The sequence below is a fragment of the Sorangium sp. So ce131 genome (assembly GCF_051519095.1).
Lineage (GTDB): Bacteria > Myxococcota_A > Polyangia > Polyangiales > Polyangiaceae > Sorangium.
Window position 1 is genome coordinate 8,631,335 of the sequence record NZ_CP150455.1, and the last position, 13,991, is coordinate 8,645,325.

Sequence of the window (13,991 nt, forward strand, 5' to 3'; positions counted from 1 at the left end):
CCGCCGACATCGGAGGCGCCTCGGGCCGGCGGTGCCAACAGCACGTCATTGCACGGAAAAGTTCAGCAAAAGCCGCGCCATGCAGGCCCGCTGGACGAGCGCAGCAAGATCGAGCGCTCCCCCTGGGGCCGATTGCCCCGCGTGGCAAAATGCCGCGACCATCGTGCCGCCGTGGACCGTGTGCGGTTCAGGGGATTACCAGGATGCAGCTACGGTGAGACGAGCCCCCTGGTTTGCGGGGAGCACAAAGGGTCCTGTCGCCCTGATCACCCGAGCTCAACAGCACCGTCATCCCCTCGTCACATCTGCCGAGATCGCGCTCGCCGTGGGCGGGTCTGGACGCCGGCTCAGTGGATGCCCTTGAGCGTGGGATCCCCCAGCCGGTATGCCGACAGCGCCTGGCGGATGAAGACCGGCACCGAGACGTAACTCTCGAGCGCGACGCACGCGCGGTTCGACGAGCACGTGCACTGGTAGAATTCGCTGTAATCGCCGTCGCCTTCGTCCGGGTCGGCCTGGCATCCGGGGACGCCGTCGCGCTCCGTGCCGCCGTCCGGAGCGACGGCGGCGATCGTGGGATCCCACCGGACGATCGGCTGCCCGCCCTCCGGGCTCAGCGTCACCTCGTGCCAGTCCGCGTCGCCGTCGCCGTCGAGGTCGGGGCCGGGCGCCGTGACGTAGGCCTTCGCCAGGAGCTCGTTGGCGTGCTCCAGGATGCGCGCGCCGATGCCCTTCTGCACGACCTTGCCGAAGAGGGTCTCGGTGCCGAACGTCTTCGCCACGAACACCTTCCCGGACGGGTGGTGGAGCTCGATCCGGTTCGTGAACCCAGGGTCGGTGTCGGCGCCGACCTCCCAGATCTGCATCATGTCGAGCCACGTCTGCATCTGGTTCTCGGGCAGGTACAGGAGGGTCCAGGCGATCAGGAACTTCTGCTGCTCCCAGCCGACCTGCGGGTCGAGGACGGCGACCGCGGCCGGGGCGCGCGGGTCCCACGGCGCGCTGTCCGGCGCGCCGTAGACGCTGCACACGATGCTCCCCTCGCCGGGGAAGCAGCTCTCCGGCCCGCGCTTGCTCCACCACGAGGTCCAGGCCATCGCGCCCGCCGGATACCCGCTCGAGTCCTTGATCGGCCGGCCGCGCTGATCCGCCTCGACGCGCACGCCCTTGATGGCGTCGTCGCCGGTGAGGTTGTTGGCGAGCCAGCGGCGGTACCCGTCGGGGAAGACGTCGGCGAGCGAGACGGCGCGGTGGCGCGCGTCGAGGAAGTCGAGCCGCGAGTCGCTGATGAAGTTGTCGACGGACTCGGTCATCAACATCGCCACCCACGCCTTGTCATAATAGGAGCCGGCGTTGATCGTGTAGGCCGAGTCGTACTCGCCCTTGTCTTCCGCGAGGGCGCTCTCGAGCGGCTTGCCGCCGAGGGCGATGTCGCCGAAATACCCTGTCGCGCCGTTCGGGACGATCACCTGCGTCTCGCCGGGATCGGTCAGGACGTCGCGCGCCGATCGGAGCACGGTGTCCCCTTCGGGGAGGAAGTGCTCGCCTGGCTGCGGGCGCGCCATCTGGAGCGTGAAGTGATCGAACGCGATCCCGGCCGCGAGCAGGTTGTCGCGGAAGGTCCGGCCCGCGGCGGGGCCCCAGAAGGTATCGAAGTCGACGCCGAGCTCCAGCGCGGCCTGGCGGTAGAGGTTGGCGATCAGGCCGAGCCCCTTGGCGCCGTCGCGCATCTTCGCGTTGTAGCGGTTCAGCGTCCGCTCGGACGCGGCGCGCACGCTGAAGGTCTGCCGGTCGCGCCGGTAGTTGTCGAAGATGTGGTTCACCTCCTGCTGCGTGATGAAGAAGTTGAAGAGCTCGTAAGGGTCCGCGCCGTTGTCGTGCCGGTACACGCTGAGGTTGCCGAGATCGGCCCAGCGGTCGGTCGCGAAGCCGTACGGCACGCGGGTGCGCCCCGCGGGATCCACCGAGGGCCCTTTTGCGTCCTCGGGTGTCGACAGCGTGCGCCACGGGACGTAATCGACCTTCTGCTGCCGGCACCGCGTGTACTTGCCGTCGACCGGCACGATGTGGCCGTCGAGGACGGGGTGCCAGGCGCCGTCCCGCGCCTCGTCCCAGCCGGAGGGCATGTACGCGGTCGGATCGACCTCGACGCAGGTGTCCGGCCGGATCAGATCGTATTTGCTCTGCAGCGCCGAGTAATGGATGTCTTTGCCGTCGTATTCGGGCCGGATGCCGAGGACGCCGCCGAAGTTGTCGATCTTGGCGAGCGTGCCCTTGCCGCGCGGGGAGCCCGCCAGGTAGCTCGGGTCCGCGTGTACGGCGACCGCGTCGCCGTAGAACATCCGAACCGCGGCGAAGTCGTAGGCGCCGAGGCCGATGAGGTCCTGCGTGGGCTCGCCGGCGTAATCCATGGTGGACGAGTGCATGAACATCCAGATCAGGTTCTTCCGCTCGCCCTCGGTGACGGGGTCGAAGTAGCGGGGCCCGACGCAGCGCTCGCCGTCGTCCGACAGCGTGTCGCACGGGGTCTTCACCCGCCCGTTCTTCGTGCGCAGCTGCCAGTACTGCGGCCGGTAGCTCCAGGCGTCGGACGAGCTCACGAAGTTGTGGCGCAGGCCGATGGAGTGGCCCATCTCGTGGATGATCACGGCGTAGTGCGCCCGCTGGGCGAGGTAGCGGCGCATGGCCTCGGCGCGCCGCGCCCGCTGGGCGGCGTCGCCCTCGCCGAAGTGCCCGTAATCGTTCGTGAATTTCTCCTCCAGGAGGTCCGCGAGGGCCGCGGTCGCGAGCGGGGCCGGCGCCTCGTGCAGCACACACGCGCCCCGCCCGGCGAGCGCGATCTCCTTCAGGTTCCTGAGGTCGCGCTGCACGCTCGGGTTGGCGCCCTGGAGCGGCGAGGCGACGCGCATCACCTCGTCCGTGAGCGGCAGCCCCGCGACGCCGGTGAGCTGCTGCATCGCCTTCGTCGTGAGCTCCGCCTCGAGCGCCGTGCCCACCGCGGCCTTGCGGCGCGCCGCGTAGACCGCGCGCATGCTGTCGGGCGCGCTCGCGTCGGCGGCGATGGCGCGCACCTCCTTCGAGAGCCGCTCGAGGCGCGCGCGGAGGCGCGGGTCGCGCAAGGCGTCGGCGCCGTCGCCGGGGAGGGCGCCCGCGTCGAGCCCGGCCGCCGCGGCGACGCGCCGGTCGAGCTCCTCCCGCGTGAGCCGCGGCAACGCGCCGCCCTTCGAGGCGCCCTCGCTCGCCTGGGCCCACGCGCGCACGTAGCGGCCGTCGGTGACGTCCTCGGTGCTGAGCTCTCCCTGGACGTAGCGGGCGGCGTCGACGACGCCCTGGCTCCAGAGGTCGTTCACATGGGTCCAGACGTTGATGCTCGACGCGATCTTCTCGCCCGTGAGCGGGTCTTCCGAGTCGCTGTAGATGCCCCAGGGCGAGGGCGACTGCGGCGCCTCGAAGCTGTTCACCTGGTGGTACCTGAGGTCCCCGATCCGCGCGTTCAGCGCCGCGTCGCAGGCCTCGATCAGCGCGGCGTCGCGCCCGGCCGGCTTGCGGCGCTCGTCGCGGCACATCCGGGCGGTCACGCCCGCCGGGAGCCGCCGGTCGCCGCACGCCGCCGGATCGTCCGCCTCGACGGGGCTGTGGCAGAGCACGAGCATCTCGGGCATCTTCGCGAGCGCGACGACGCCCGGCGCGTAGCCGCGGCGCGCGGCGAGCGAGTCGGCGAGGGCGTCGCAGCCCGCGTCGCCGGGCGCGGCGCCGCGCCGGCACGCGTCGACCTCGCGCGCGAGCGCGACGGCATCGGCGTCGTCGTCCATCTGCCCGTCGAGGATCGGGAACGCCGCGCGGCATTGCCCGGCGTCGCCGCGCGTCCGCGCGCACTCGGCGTACCTCGCGGTGACGACGGCGCTGCGCAGGGCGACGTCCCACTCGTGCGCCGCCGCGGCGGTGGCGTCGAAGTAGTCGGGGTTGCTCTCCGAGGTGACGTACCACGGCTGCGGTACGGCCTTGCGCCGCTGGTAAGGCAGGGTGCAGCGCTGCTTGAAGGTGTCGCACCGGGAGCCGGGGCCCACCTGCACCAGGTCGCCTTCCCATTCCAGGGTCGCCCCGGTGACGGCCTCGCATTCGTCCTCGGTCCCGTTGCCGTCCACATCGCGGTGCGGATCCGCGCCGCTCGGGGTGGTCTCGGGGGTGAAGCACGGGATCTCGCCCGTCATGCCCTCAGGATCCGAGTAATAGTGGCTGCGCTCCCAGAGGTTGTAGCGGCTGATCATGCGGTGCCATTTGGTGTCGCTCATGCCGTAGTTGCGGGCGTACCCGTAGCGCTCCCGGACGAACGCGCCGTAGGCCTGGAAGCGGTAGCCGTCCCACTCGGCCGGCTCGTAATCGCGCTCGACGACGCGGCGGAACGATTGCCGGAGGGTGATCTCGACCGGGTTGCACGAGCCGACCGGCGCGGCGCCGCCCGTGAAGTCGGCGTCGAGCATGCAGGCCGGGAGGCTGTCGATCCCCCAGCCGAGGCGGCTCAGGTCGACGAGCTGGGGCATGGCGAAGGCCTTGTTGGTGACGTCGAGGTAGCCCTGCTCGACGTCGAGGTGGGGCGCGTCGGGGTGGCTCGGGTCGCTCACGTAATAGGCGAGCGGCTCGTAGCGCACGCCGCCGTGGACGCCGAGGAGCGACAGCGTGTCGAAATCATAGGAGTCGACGTTCAGGTTCTTCGACCAGTCGACCCGCATGTACTCGCGCTCGTACCAGGGACGGTCCGTCGTGTTCTCGACGATGACGTTGCTCTCCTCCCCTGTCGTCCGGTTGTACTCGGGCTGGACGTCGAAATGGGAGAGGATCTTGTAGGCGACGGCGACGACGCCATCGTCCGTGGCGGCGCCGGCGCCCTTGCCGTCGGTGTCGTTCACGCGCTCGTAGGTGATGCGGCCGACGAGCAGATCTTCCTGGATCACCCATTTGATCCGCGCGACGTCCGCCTGCGCGTACGACGAGGAGAAGAGCCCGTCCTGCGATGCGCCATAGCCCACGTCGATCACCGTGGTGCGCGCCCAGAACTCCGGATCATCCGCCTTGCTCTGCAGGTCCGCGCCGACGAAGAACGATTTCTTCAGCGCGTTCGCCTGGACTTGATCGATCGCGGGTCGCTCCTCGGCGCAGCCGGCCGTCCACACGACGACGGCCGACAGCAATGCTCGTCTCGCACTCCAACCCATCGCAGAGCCCTCCTCTGGCGCGCTCGACTCCGAGCGTGCATGCCCGCACGAGAACCTCGGCGTCCACGCGCGATTTGCCGCGATCGGCGGCGTGTGCGCGCGACTGACGTGGTGGCTCGTTCAGGGGGACAGCGGCATACGGCGTGCCACGGGGGCGGGGGGCGGGGCGCCGCGGGGGATTTTCCTGCGGCGAGGGCCATTTGCGGGGGGGCGGCGGGCGGGGGGATCGACGGGGCGGCGGGGGGATCGTTAGGCGACTGACGGAGGGGATGACCGGCCGAACGCGCCGTCGGGTGGGGTCGCGCGGCGGGGGCGGGCGGGCGCTGGCCAATCGGCAAGACTGGGACGGGAGAGCTTGCGCAGGGGACACCACCCGGCATGTCTCCCTTCGGGCCTCGCCGGCTGGGACGTTTCGTTGCGCGCCACACGAGGCGCGCCTGCAGCCTCGAGCCACCTGAAGCCTTATGGCGCCTCGGTCGGTGCTCGGCGCGCCCGCCCGCCCCCGCCGCGCGACCCCACCCGACGGCGCTCACGTTGGAGATCTGGGAGAAGGGGGGGATCCGATCGAGGGGGCGGGCGGATCTGCGGGGCGGGGAGATGAAGAGCAGCGGCCGGGGGGGCAGGAATGCGGTATCGAAACCGGCCGCCTGCTCGATCGGGAGGAACACAGTGCCGGAGGGGGACGTCCTGCTCTCGAACGCCGACGGGGCGATCCTGGCCCACGGGGCGGACGTGCTCGTCTGCGACTGCCAGGGGGACGGGCTCGACCTGGCCGTACGACGCGTCGCCACGTTCGCGCTGGTCGCCTCGATCATCATCGCCGGCATCGTCACGGCCCGGGCAGCACCCCTGCCCATCCTCCTCATCGCCGTGACATGGGGCGCCGGCGCCACCGCAGCGCTGCTGGCCGCCCGACGACGACGCCGGCTCCACGGCGTGTTCCGACTCGACTTCGAACGGGCCGAGATCGTCCAGGAAGGCCGCGGGTTCCGGCGGATTTTTCCGATGGGGGCGGTCGTGGGCGTGTCGACGCCGCCGGCCGCGGACGCGGAGGTCGATGAGCCCGGGCTCGCGCCGCGATGGCTGCTCCTTCATCTGGCGAACGGAGAGACGCTGCGCCTGGGGAGGGCGCCGGCCTACGCGCTCGGGCCGGCGCTCGCGTTCCTCAAGCGGGCCGGCGTCGAGGCGTGACGAGGCGCCCCTCGGCGGAGCGCGCGGTCAGGGCGAGGTGAGGCTGGGGTACGGCGGACCGAAGTTCCCCATGATCTCCCGCCGCGACGCGAGGTACGGCGTCTTCGTCGTCGGATCGGCGTAGATGGGGCGGACGATGCAGGTGTTGGTGCCGCACTCCCCCGGGTCGGGGAAGACCACGTCGGCGACCAGCCAGAACATGTCGCCCGAGTCATCCGGGAGGAACGCGACCGGCTGCTCGGGGTCGTAGAAGCCGGCGGGACCGAGGTCGGCGCCGAGCTCGCCGTTGCAGAAGATCTTCACGCGCGGGTGCACGTCCATGCGCGAGCCGCCGCCGAAGTAGTCCACGGCGACCCGCATCCAGCCGGCCTTGGGCGGGAAATCGACGTTGATGTTCTCCGGCGCGCAGAAGCTCGGGTTGTCCGGATCCGTCACGTTGTAATCGCAGTAGATGTTGTCCAGGTCGAGCCGCGGGTTGTGGCAGCCTCTGCCGTAGTCCCGCCACTCCTCCCCGACGCTGCGGGGCGCGTAGAAGCAGGTGTTGTTGGTCTCCTCCGGATCCAGGTACCAGTTCACGGGGTCGGGCGGCGTCGCCGTGTCGCTGAACCAGGTGATGGTCGAGTCGCCCGTGAGGCTGTCGATCGTGCAGTTGGCGTAGCCGCACGCGACGTTCGAGCCGCCGATCGTCCAGGGCTGGGTGTTGTTCGGCTTGTGGAGATAGAGATCGAGGTCGACGCTGGTCGGCTCGTGCTCCCACTCGAGCTCGACGCGGAGGCCGCGCGCCCCGACGAAGAGCGGGTACGCGCACGTCTCGGTCTCGCCGTTCGCGAGGCCCTTCGTGTACGTCACCTTGTACTCGCCCGACTGCAGCGGCTTGAAGTCGTCCTCGTCCGCCCCGCCGACCGAGGGGCACGGGTCCACGCCCGCCGGGCACTCCACCGTCCACACCTCGGAGCCCGCGACCGCATCCCCGCCGAACGTGCCGAGGCCCGTCCTCAGGTCGACGTTCGCGAACGGCGCCGCCTGGATCGCATGGCAACCCCTGAGATCGGTCTCGTAGCAGATCTCGTCCGCGTGCACGCCGCCGACGCACGGGCCCCAGGTGCCCGTCTCGTCGCAGAGCTGCGTGCCGGGGAAGCACCCCTCGTGGCGCAGGTACGACGGGTCGCCGCGGAAGCAGGCGTGCGCCTGGCCCGCGATGCACGCGCACGTCTCGTCGATCACCCCGTTGCAGTTGTCGTCGAGGCCGTCGTGGTCCACGCCGTTCTCGTCGACGCCGCAGAGCTCCACGGGGCCGCACTCGCTCCCGCACGGGTTCACCGTCACGTCCCCCGGATCTTCACCGCCCCCGTCGACGTCGATGTCGCCGCCCAGCCCGCCGATGTCGTCGGGCGCGCCGCCCGTCCCGCCCGTCCCGGCAGCGCCCGAGCCGGCGGCGCCGCCGGCGGCGCCGGCGCCGCCCACGTTCGACGTGCCCGTCGTCGCCTCGCCGAAGTCATGGCGAATGCCTTCGGCGCTGCAGCCGGCCGCAATGCCGGCACCCGCAGCGGCGGCTGTCATCACGACGGGGAGCACGGAGGAGATACGAAAACGAAACATGATGCCTCCACTCGAGGGACACGGCGCGGCGTCGCGGCAGGGCTGGCGCCCGTAAGCGCCGCGACAGGAGGACCGTAGCTTAGCAAAGTGAAGACGCCACGGCGCGTTCACAGGCACGATCGCGCCCAGGTGGACGGGGGATCGTGCGCCACGACCTTCAGCCGGGTGACAAACGGAATGATTTTGCAGGTTCAGGAAGGCACGAGCACGAGCCCACCATGACCCGTCGGCCGGCGCCGGCGCCGGCGACGACGAGCCGCCGCGCGCCGGGTCGCCGATGGACGCGATCAGGAAGATCACTACGCCGCCATTACGCCGCGCCGAGTTCCCCAGGACGACCCGGGGTCCACCTCGCCCCGGCTGCGCCGAGGCGGTCACCGCGCAACGGCAGGACCGGGGCGCGGCGCCCGCCGCCGGCCGGGCGGCGGCTCGCCGATCGCTGTGGGGAGAGTGCTGGGCGTCGGTGCTCCGGGGGGAGCTCTGGCCGCACGCGCTCCGGGGGGAGCTCTGAGCGCCGACGCTCCGGGGGAGCTCTGACCGCACGCGCTCCGGGGGGAGCTCTGAGCGCCGGCGCTCCGGGGGAGCTCTGACCGCACGCGCTCGGGAACTTCGGACGCCGGCGGGGGGAGCTCGGAACGCCGGCGCTCCGGGCGAGTCGGCGCGCCGCCGCTCAGGGGACCGGCGGGTAGTCGGGACCGAAGTTCGACTCCACGTACGCCTCCGTGGTGAGCAGCGGCGTCTTCTGGAGCGCATCCTCGTAGAGCGGCTGGACGACGCAGGTCTCCTGCCCGCACTCGTCGGGCGTCTTGAAGAGCACGTCGGCGACGAGCCAGAAGAGCTCGCTCGAGCCCGCGCGGGCGAACGCGACGGGACGCTCGGGGGAGTAGAACCCCGTGGGCCCGAGATCGGCCCCGAGCGCGCTGTTGCAGAAGATCTTGATCCGCGGGTGGACGTCGCCCTGCACGCCGCTCTGACCGTAGTAATGAACGCCGATACGCATCCATTGGTCCCGCGGCGGAAAATCGATGTTGATGTTCTCGGGCGCGCAGAACTCGTCGTCGTTCGGATCGGTGATCGCGGGATTGCACTTCACGTTGTCGAGATCGAGCCGCGGGTTGTGGCAGCCCCTGCGGTGGTCCCGCCACGCCTCCCCCACCCCGCGGGGGGCGTAGAAGCAGGTGTTGTTGCTCTCCACCGAGTCGAAGAACCAGTTCACCGGGGCAGGGGGCGTCGCGCTGTCGCTGAACCAGCGGATCTGCCTGTTAGACGACAGCTTTTCGATGGTACAGTTGCCCCAGCCGCAGTCGAACGGCGAGCCGGACGTCAACCAGGGCTGCGTGTTGCCCGGCTGGTGCAGGTGCAGATCGAGATCCGCGCTCCCTTGGTCGTGCTCCCACTCGAGCTCGACGCGCAGGCCGCGGGCGCCGACGAAGAGCGGGTACTCGCAGCTCTCGGTCCCGCCGCCCCGGAGGCCCTTCGTGTACGTCACCGTGTACTCGCCCGACTGGAGCGGCTTGAAATCATCCGCCGGATCCGCCCCGCTCACGGCAGGGCACGGGTCGATGCCCGCGGGACAGGTCACCGTCCACACCTCGGTGCCCGGGACGGCATCGTCGCTGAACGGGCCGGTGCCCTCCTTGAGGTCCACGTCGGCGAAGGGCGGCGCCTGGAGCGGGCGGCAGACGGAGACGCTGCCCCCGAAGCAGCCCTCGTCCGCGTGCACGCCGCCGACGCACGCGCCCCACGTGCCCGTCTCGTCGCAGAGCTGGGTGCCGGGGAAGCAGCCCTCGTCGTCCCGGAACGACGGATCGCCGCGGAAACACGAGCTCGCCTGGCCCGGCGTGCAGTGGCACGTCTCGTCGATCTCGCCGTCGCAGTCGTCGTCGAGGCCGATGTTGGCCGCGTTGCACAGCTCGGTCGGGCCACACGCGCTCCCGCACGGGTTCATCGCCACGTCCTCCCCGCCGTTCCCGCCGTCGAGGTCGAGGTTGCCGCCGAGGCCGTCGGGGGCCGTGCCCGCGCCGCCGTCGCCGCCCGTCCCAGCCGTGCTGTCGTCGCCCCCCCCTCCCGCGTTCGCGCCGTGCGTGCCCGTCGCGCTGCAGCTGCCCGCGACGCCGGCGCTGGACGCCACGGCGCCCAGCAAGAAGACGAGTGAGGAGGAGAGACGAAAACGACGCATGAGACCTCCGTTCAAGGAACCCTCGACGTGATGACAAGCGGGTTCACACCCGCCCGCGCCCCCGGCGCTCCAGGAGTTCCATCGAGTGTAGCAAATTGCCATGCAACAGTATCACTGTAGCGTTTCGTCAAAAAGACGTTTCACGCGTGCGCGGGCTCTCAGGGCTCCATGGTCGAGTCGTCTCGACGCGCGCTTGCAGGCGAGTTGACGCGCTTCCGCCGCGGGCGCGCGGCGTCCGTCGCGACGAGGAGCGCCGCGGCAAAGCGCCGCGTCATCGCGGCCGAGCGGCGATGACGGGCGCCGCGCCGGAGGTGGCAGTCCGGCGCCGACGGGGGGAGACGTGGAGTGTGAGGGGGAGTGTTCCCGTCAGCCGATGACCGGCAGCTGCCTGCCGTTCTTCGTCTTGGCCGGCTGCGGCTCCGGCTGCGCCACGGGCGGAGGGGCCGTGTCCTCGATGTGCACGCCGGACCGGAAGCGCTGCTCGCCGCCCGCGATCTTGCGGTGAGCCAGGGAGTTTTGCATGAAGTTGAGCGGCCAGAAGCCGGCCAGCTGGATCCAGCTCGACTGCCGCGTCAGCGTGAACCGGCGCAGCATCGACGAGTAGGAGTAGAACTTCTTCCACGCGGACATCCACCCCTCCCGGAGCCGCTCCCGCGACATCTGCTTGGGGACGAAGTAAGGTGATCCGGCGTCGTGATCGCGGCGCAGCCACCAGCGCTCGTCGGTGAGGCGCCCCTCCGACTTCAGACGACGGTAGAGCTGCGTCGCCGGATAGGGTGTCAGGATCGCGTACAGGGCCATCGTCAGCTTCATGTCGATGCCGAACTCGACGGTGCGATCGAACACCTCGGGGTCGTCCGTGTCGAACCCGAAGACGAAGCTCCCCCAGACCGAGATGCCGTGATCGTGGAGCATCGCCATCGTGTCCTTGTACTGCGAGGGCCGGTTCTGCCGCTTGCCGGTGAACTTGACCGTCTCCTCATCGATGCTCTCGAAGCCGATGAAGAGCGCCTTGCACCCGCTCTCGGCCATGAGCTTCACGTTCTCGAGGCGCTTGACCGCGGCGAGCGAGCACTGGCCGATCCAGTGCTTCTTGAGGGGGATCATCCGGGTGAACAGCTCCTTCGAGTAGGCCCGGTGGATCATCACGTTGTCGTCGGCGAACATGATGAGCTTGCCGAGCGACCGGAGCTCGCTCAGCACCTCGTCGGTGGGGCGGAAGCGCATCGTGGTGCCGTTCGCCGTGGAGACGCTGCAGAACTCGCACGGGTAGGGGCAGCCGCGCATCGTCTGCACGACCTGGAACGGGATGTACTTCTTCGAGGTGAACAGGTCGCGCCGCGGCGGGGGCCTGCCCGCGAGGCTCGGCAGCTCGGGGCGGTAGATCGGCTTGAGCTCGCCGCGCTTCGCGTCCGCGAGCAGGATCGGCCAGGCGTCCTCCGCCTCGCCCACCACGACGGCGTCCGCGTGCTGCATCGCCTCGTCCGGGCAGGCCGTAGGGTGGATGCCGCCGAGCACCACCTTGATGCCCCGCCGGCGGTAGGCGGCGGCGATATCGTAGCTCCGGCGCGCGGTCTTGCTGTCGACGCTGATGCCGACGAGGTCGACGTCCTTGACGTCGCGCTGGAGGTCGAAGGGCGTCACGACGTCATCGGTGTAGATGACCTCGTCCTCCCGCGGCGTGAGCGCCGCGAGGGTGCCGAGGCCCACCCTGGGCAGGTAGGCGGAATCTTCGCTCGCCGTGGCGATGAGCTCGATCTGCATGGCAGATCGTGTGTATCACGGCGCCCCCTGGGCCGGACAGCCGGCGCGCGCGGTCCCGGGGCCCGCCGCCGGCAGGCGACGCCGCGCGCCGCGGCGCGTCGAGGGACTCCCGTTCTGCGCTATCATCGCGCCGTCCCCGGAACCCCTGCTCGTCTCGCGCTCCGTACGTGGAGCTCGAAGGAGAGATCCACGACGCATGAGCCTGCTCTCTGTTGCCGCTGTCTTCCTCGGCGCGGCCGTGATCGCGGTGCCGCTCTTCAAGCGGATCGGCCTCGGCGCGGTGCTCGGCTACCTGGTCGCGGGCGCCCTGCTGGGGCCCTGGGGTTTCAAGATCTTCACCGACGTCGAGAACATCCTCCACTTCTCGGAGCTCGGCGTGGTGCTGCTGCTCTTCCTGATCGGCCTCGAGCTCCAGCCGTCCCGGCTCTGGGTGCTGCGCCGCGCCGTGTTCGGCCTGGGCGGCGCGCAGGTCGCCGTCACGGGGGGGCTGATCGCGCTGCTCGGCGTCGCGCTCGGCCTGCGCGCCGACACGGCGGCCATCGTGGGCGTCGGGCTCTCGCTCTCGTCCACCGCGTTCGTGCTGCAGATCCTGGCCGAGAAGGGCCAGATGCAGTCGCAGCACGGGCGCTCGGCGTTTGCCATCCTGCTGTTCCAGGACCTCGCCGTCATCCCGCTGCTCGCGGTGCTGCCCCTGCTCGGGCCGGGCAGCGGCGAGGCGGCCGAGGGGAGCGCGCTCCTCTCCTCGCTCAAGGCCGTGGCCGTGGTGCTCGGCGTGATCGCCGGCGGGCGCTACCTCGTGCGCCCCGTGTTCCGTGCGATCGCCGCGGCCCACGCCCACGAGATCTTCACCGCGGCGGCGCTCCTGGTCGTGCTCGGCACCGCGCTCCTCATGGTCTTCGTGGGCTTATCCATGTCGCTCGGGGCCTTCATGGCGGGCGTGCTGCTCGCCGACTCGGAGTACCGGCACGAGCTCGAGGCCGACATCGAGCCGTTCAAGGGCCTGCTCATGGGGCTCTTCTTCATCGCCGTCGGCATGTCGGCGAACATCGGGCTCCTCGTCGAGCGGCCGGCGCTCGTGCTCGGGCTCGTCGTCGGCATGATGGCGCTGAAGGCCGCCGTCCTGTTCGGGCTCGGCAAGGCGAGCGGGCACGCCCCGGGCTCGGCGCGCGATCTGGCGCTCGCGCTGCCTCAGGGGGGCGAGTTCGCGTTCGTCCTCTTCGGGCTCGCCGCGGGGCAGGGCCTCATGGACAGGCTCCTGTCCGACCTGCTCGTCGTGGTGGTCACTCTCTCCATGGCGCTCACGCCGCTCGTCATCGCGCTCGGCGACGCGATCCTCAAGCGGCTGCGGAAGTCCGGGCCCGAGCGGGAGTTCGACGCGATCGAGGACGACGACCCCAAGGTCATCATCGCGGGGTTCGGGCGGTTCGGGCAGATCGTGTCCCGCGTCCTCCGCACGAGGAAGATCCCCTTCACGGCGCTCGAGGCGAGCGCGACGCAGGTCGACTTCGTGCGCAAGTTCGGGAACAAGATCTACTACGGGGACGCCTCCCGGCTCGACCTGCTCCGCGCGGCGCGGGCGGACAAGGCCGCGGTGTTCGTGCTGGCGATCGACGACGTCGAGGCCTCGGTGAAGACGGCGGAGGTCGTGAAGCGGCACTTCCCGGGCCTCGAGATCTACGCGCGCGCGAGGAACCGGCAGCACGCGTACCAGCTCATGGATGTCGGCGTGAAGGTGCTCGAGCGGGAGACGTTCCTGTCGTCGCTCGAGGTGGCGGCGCGCGTGCTCGAGGGGCTCGGCATGCGGGAGGTCGACGCGCGGGCGACGATCGACAAGTTCAGGGCGCACGACGAGCGGGCGCTCGTCCGAGGGCACGCGGTGCACAACGACGAGGCCAAGCTCGTCGAGGCGGTGAAGCAGACGGCCCGGGAGCTGGAGAGCCTGTTCGAGGCCGACGAGAGCGCGCCCTCCTCCGCGGGCGGGGCCGGGGAGGAGGCGAAGGCGGCGGCGGTGTGACGCGGGGGGAGCTGGCACCGGCCGCCGCCGC

General features: G+C 70.7%; 6 protein-coding genes. 2 read left to right on the forward strand and 4 right to left on the reverse strand.

The annotated features are described in order from the left end of the window. Positions 1-347: 347 nt before the first annotated feature. Positions 348-5,213: a hypothetical protein gene (locus WMF43_RS31220; protein ID WP_437670284.1), complete on the reverse strand. Its 4,866-nt coding sequence runs from the start codon at positions 5,211-5,213 to the stop codon at positions 348-350. Positions 5,214-5,882: 669 nt separating this feature from the next. On the opposite strand from WMF43_RS31220, the gene WMF43_RS31225 reads away from it, so the two are divergent. Then, positions 5,883-6,404, forward strand: coding sequence for a hypothetical protein (locus WMF43_RS31225; RefSeq protein ID WP_437670286.1), 522 nt, complete (start codon positions 5,883-5,885; stop codon positions 6,402-6,404). 27 nt (positions 6,405-6,431) lie between these two features. Here WMF43_RS31225 and WMF43_RS31230 read toward each other — a convergent pair whose 3' ends face one another. The 3 genes from WMF43_RS31230 to WMF43_RS31240 form a co-directional block, all read right to left on the reverse strand. Then, entirely contained in the window at positions 6,432-8,003 is a 1,572-nt protein-coding gene (locus WMF43_RS31230) for a hypothetical protein (protein WP_437670288.1), read from the reverse strand. A 670-nt stretch (positions 8,004-8,673) separates the two neighbouring features. Beyond that, a complete protein-coding gene (locus WMF43_RS31235) occupies positions 8,674-10,182 on the reverse strand; it encodes a hypothetical protein (protein ID WP_437670290.1) in 1,509 nt (502 codons plus the stop codon). A gap of 366 nt (positions 10,183-10,548) precedes the next feature. Then, positions 10,549-11,946 (reverse strand): B12-binding domain-containing radical SAM protein, encoded by a 1,398-nt coding sequence (locus WMF43_RS31240; protein ID WP_437670292.1) that lies wholly within the window; start codon positions 11,944-11,946, stop codon positions 10,549-10,551. Positions 11,947-12,142: 196 nt separating this feature from the next. Here WMF43_RS31240 and WMF43_RS31245 point away from each other — a divergent pair, with 196 nt between their 5' ends. Beyond that, positions 12,143-13,960 carry a monovalent cation:proton antiporter-2 (CPA2) family protein gene (locus WMF43_RS31245; protein ID WP_437670293.1) on the forward strand — a complete coding sequence of 606 codons (1,818 nt, stop codon included), beginning with the start codon at positions 12,143-12,145 and terminating at the stop codon, positions 13,958-13,960. Positions 13,961-13,991 lie beyond the last annotated feature (31 nt).